Annotated in this window: 3 protein-coding genes and 1 tRNA gene; 2 read left to right on the forward strand and 2 right to left on the reverse strand. The window is 54.9% G+C overall.

Annotated features, from left to right (window positions below; genetic code table 11):
• Positions 1–93: 93 nt before the first annotated feature.
• Complete coding sequence (locus tag AC221Y_RS22745; RefSeq protein WP_486708570.1) at positions 94–714, reverse strand: DedA family protein; 621 nt, start codon at positions 712–714, stop codon at positions 94–96.
• Positions 711–1,061 (reverse strand): hypothetical protein, encoded by a 351-nt coding sequence (locus AC221Y_RS22750; RefSeq protein WP_486708571.1) that lies wholly within the window; start codon positions 1,059–1,061, stop codon positions 711–713. Before AC221Y_RS22750 ends, AC221Y_RS22745 begins: the two co-directional genes overlap by 4 nt.
• 249 nt (positions 1,062–1,310) lie before the next feature.
• On the opposite strand from AC221Y_RS22750, the gene AC221Y_RS22755 reads away from it, so the two are divergent.
• Together AC221Y_RS22755 and AC221Y_RS22760 are read left to right on the forward strand one after the other, a co-directional pair.
• Positions 1,311–1,386: transfer RNA gene (locus AC221Y_RS22755), tRNA-Thr, on the forward strand.
• A gap of 161 nt (positions 1,387–1,547) precedes the next feature.
• The gene (locus tag AC221Y_RS22760) at positions 1,548–2,735 is read left to right on the forward strand and encodes a tyrosine-type recombinase/integrase (protein WP_486708572.1); all 1,188 of its coding nucleotides are present in this window, start codon (positions 1,548–1,550) and stop codon (positions 2,733–2,735) included.
• The last annotated feature ends 275 nt before the right edge of the window (positions 2,736–3,010 follow it).

The raw sequence follows: 3,010 nt of genomic DNA on the forward strand, positions 1-3,010 counted from the left end.
AGGCGCATCGCCCGGTGCGCTGGTGGTCATTCTGGTCAGCATCGTCGCGGTCGCCATCGTCGCGCGGTCGAGCCGTTAGGCGCTCATCCTGAACTATTCCGATTTGCGCGCGGAGTTGCGCGCCTGCGCCGAGCGCACGCTGTGCCGCAGCCAGAACCCGAGCAATATGGTGACCGTTCCCGCCGCCAAAGCGCCGGACGCGTTGCCCAACAGGGCGCTGACCTCCACAATCCTGTCGGCGAAGACGTATCCGGTGCTGACATAGAAGAGCACCCAGACGGCCTCTCCGGTAATGCTGGCACAGGAAAACCGAAGCCAATTCATATCCGATGCGCCGCCCGCCAGATTGACGTAGGGACCCAAGGGGCTGACCAGCCAGCGGCTGAAAAATACGGCCGTTGTTCCGCGCGTTCGGATGTAATCCCTGGCCCTCTCCGCCAGCTTGGCCCGTTTTGGGTTTTGGGATATCCGCGACAGTATCCCCGCGCCGAAACCGCGCCCGAGGTAATAGCCGATCTGATCGCCCAACACGGCTCCGCCAAAGGCGAAGGCGATCACCGACCCGCCGGTCAGGTCGCCGGAGGCAACGAACCCGCCTGCCGTCAGCATCATCAGCGATGACGGAACGGGCAGGGCGAGACAGCTCAGCAAAGTCGTGACGCCAATAATCAGGACGCCGTAATGCGACATCCACTCCAGCAGAATATCCGTCATTCACCGGCTCGCTGCTGTTGTTCAATGACCGCGTTCAACAAGATCTTCAGTTCTTCGACTGTGCGCCCGCTTTCCTCGGCAATATCCTCGAGTGTCTTGTGAGGGTGCCGGCCCGGTGTCAGACCGAGTGCCTCGGCGATCAGGTCTCGCGGCACATGGTGCGAATAAGCAATGTACCCGGGCGTCATCCAGCGCTCGATCGGCTGGTCACGATGTGCGGGGTCCGACCAATAGACCCAGAATATTCCGAGGCGCAGGACAAAAAACAGTGACACCGCCGCCGCCAGGAAGAAAGCGATCAGCCCGATCCTGTTTCTGTCCCAGAGCTGGCGTATCAGGCGTTTCAAGACAATTCTCCGCAGAGCGCGATATCAATTCGAATATTTCATTCAAAGTCATGTATTGTTTATCGGAGAGCAAGAAAAATCTTGGCTTTTTGGGTCGTTACTTATCGGTAGACGTGAGTTACCGGACGGCCGTGAATTGCTTGTGAGCACGCCAAACGAGCCGCGAGCGTCACGCCCAAAAATGAATCTTTCGCCGCATCAAAAAAAGGTTGCATTTCGCCGTCCATTCAAGCAAAACCCGCCGAAAGTGCCCCTATAGCTCAGCTGGTAGAGCAACTGATTTGTAATCAGTAGGTCCGCGGTTCGAGTCCGTGTGGGGGCACCATTTTCTCGTATTTTAATAGCCAATGACATCCGGTAATTCCTTGTATATAAGGGTTTTTAGGAATTTTTTGTCCGATGTCGTCCAGTCCCGTATAGGGGTATCCGGCCCAAATGGGGGGATATTTAGGGGTATCGGGAAATTATCGAAAAGGCGATACCCCCATGCCACTGACTGATTTGAGAGTGAAGAATCTCAAGCCCACAGATAAACCCTACAAAGTTTCCGACTATGACGGTTTGTATGTTCTGGTGAATCCGGGCGGTTCCAAGCTGTGGCGCTTCAAGTACCGGATCAATAACAAAGAGAAGCTTTTGTCCTTTGGGGCGTTTCCTGCGATTTCGCTGCTACAAGCGAGACAGAAACGTGACGAGGCACGCGCGCAAGTTGCTGTCGATGTGGACCCCAGCGAAGTCAAAAAAGAAAAGGCTGAATTAAGACAGCAGAACCTGGAAAACACCTTTGAGGCAATTGCCTCCAGTTATCTGAAAAAGATTAGCTTGGAAGGTCGCGCTGATACGACGCTGAAGAAGGTCGCCTCGTTCATAGCTATGGCGAACAGGGATTTCGGGCAGAAACCAATCACCGATCTTTCTGCCGCGATGGTTCTCAAGACCCTAAAGAAAATCGAAGCCAAAGGGCACTTCGAAACTGCCCAGCGTCTTCGCTCGACCGTTGGCGCTGTTTTCCGGTTTGCCATAGCTAATGGCCTTGCCGACAATGATCCAACATATCCTTTGCGCGATGCATTGGTCCGTCACAAAGCAAAATCACAAGCGGCGATTACGGACAAAGCCGCGCTGGGCGGACTCATGCGGGCCATTGACGGATATCAGGGGCAAGATGCAACTCGGATCGGTTTGGAATTGCTGGCGCTTCTGGCAACCCGTCCCGGTGAATTGCGTCATGCGGAGTGGTCGGAGTTTGACATTGACGGGAAGGTTTGGACAATCCCTGCCGACCGGATGAAGATGAGGGTATCGCATACCGTGCCATTGCCAGAGCGGGCAGTCGCGCTTTTGAGAGACCTGCGAGAGCAATCGGGTTGGGGCGTTCTTTTGTTCCCTTCCTTGCGATCATCCAAGCGCCCGATCAGTGAGAATACTTTTAACGCGGCATTGCGGCGAATGGGCTACACGGGCGAAGAAATGACATCGCATGGCTTCAGGGCAACTTTCTCGACAATTGCAAACGAAAGTGGCCTTTGGCACCCGGATGCCATTGAACGGGCACTGGCTCATGTGGAACGCAATGAAGTGCGGCGGGCCTATGCGAGGGGTGCCCATTGGGATGAGAGGGTGAAAATGGCGGATTGGTGGGCTGAATTATTGGGGGAATTGCGGGCAGGTTAGGGGAACTTGTTTTGCCGAATGCCAAGCTTGCATGGACTTCTCCGAATGTCCGCTCTGAGCCCAAAGCAGCCAATGAATGAACTCAAGGTGCCCGTTTGCACATCACGGCAATGTTGACCCTCGGTGATGTCGACATCCTTCGGCAAGTATGCAATTGAGATGATATGAAGAAGGCACGGATATTGCTATTGATGTTGCTGACCCTTGCGATCCTTCCGTGGGGGGCGTTTACGACTGCTTTCGCTGCCACAACTACGATGGCAGCCCCAAAAACC

Source organism: Boseongicola sp. (assembly GCF_057460485.1).